Genomic DNA, 866 nt, shown 5'->3' with positions numbered 1-866 from the left:
ACAGCCAGGCTTCGGTGCTGACGGGGCGGCTGTCCTCGAACGATCCGAACCTGCAGAACATTCCGGTGCGAACCGAGGATGGCCGCAAGATCCGCACGGCGTTCGTGGCGAGTCCCGGCAAGATCCTGATCTCGGCGGATTACAGCCAGATCGAGCTGCGCGTGCTCGCCCATATCGCCGATATCCAGGCGCTCAAGGATGCGTTCGAGGAAGGGCTCGACATTCACGCCATGACGGCTTCCGAAATGTTCGGGGTGCCGGTGGAGGGCATGCCGTCCGAAGTGCGGCGGCGGGCCAAGGCCATCAATTTCGGCATCATCTACGGCATTTCCGCCTTCGGGCTTTCCAACCAGCTCGGCATCGGGCGGGCGGAAGCGGGCGATTATATCGAGACCTATTTCAAACGCTTCCCGGGCATTCGCGACTACATGGACGAGATGCGCCGGCGCGTGAAGGCGGATGGGTTCGTGGAGACCATTTTCGGGCGCAAGGTGCAGTTCCCCAACGCCAATTCCAAGCACCCGGCCGAACGCGCCTTCGTCGAACGCGCCTCGATCAACGCCCCCATCCAGGGCTCGGCCGCCGACATCATCCGCCGCGCCATGGTCAAGATGGAGCCGGCGCTGAAAAAGGCCGGCATCCAGGCCGACATGCTGCTGCAGGTCCACGACGAACTGATTTTCGAAGTCGACAAGGGCGCTGAAGACAAGGCGATGCCGGTGATCGCGGGGATCATGGAAAGCTCAGCGGAACCGGCCGTGAGATTGTCAGTGCCGCTGAAGGTGGATGCGCATGCGGCGCATAATTGGGATGAGGCGCATTAGGGGAGATGAGCGACGCGTGGATCGGTGAGTACCGAAACGACC

General features: G+C 62.4%; 1 protein-coding gene. It reads left to right on the top strand.

The features are described from left to right. On the top strand, positions 1–824 hold an 824-nt coding region (locus JP75_RS24795), incomplete at its 5' end, for a DNA polymerase (RefSeq protein WP_035087967.1). Positions 825–866: the final 42 nt, after the last annotated feature.

The sequence above is a fragment of the Devosia riboflavina genome, assembly GCF_000743575.1.
GTDB lineage: Bacteria > Pseudomonadota > Alphaproteobacteria > Rhizobiales > Devosiaceae > Devosia > Devosia riboflavina.
The sequence above is the reverse complement of the archived record's forward strand: the minus strand, read 5'-3'. Positions and strand labels throughout refer to the sequence as shown.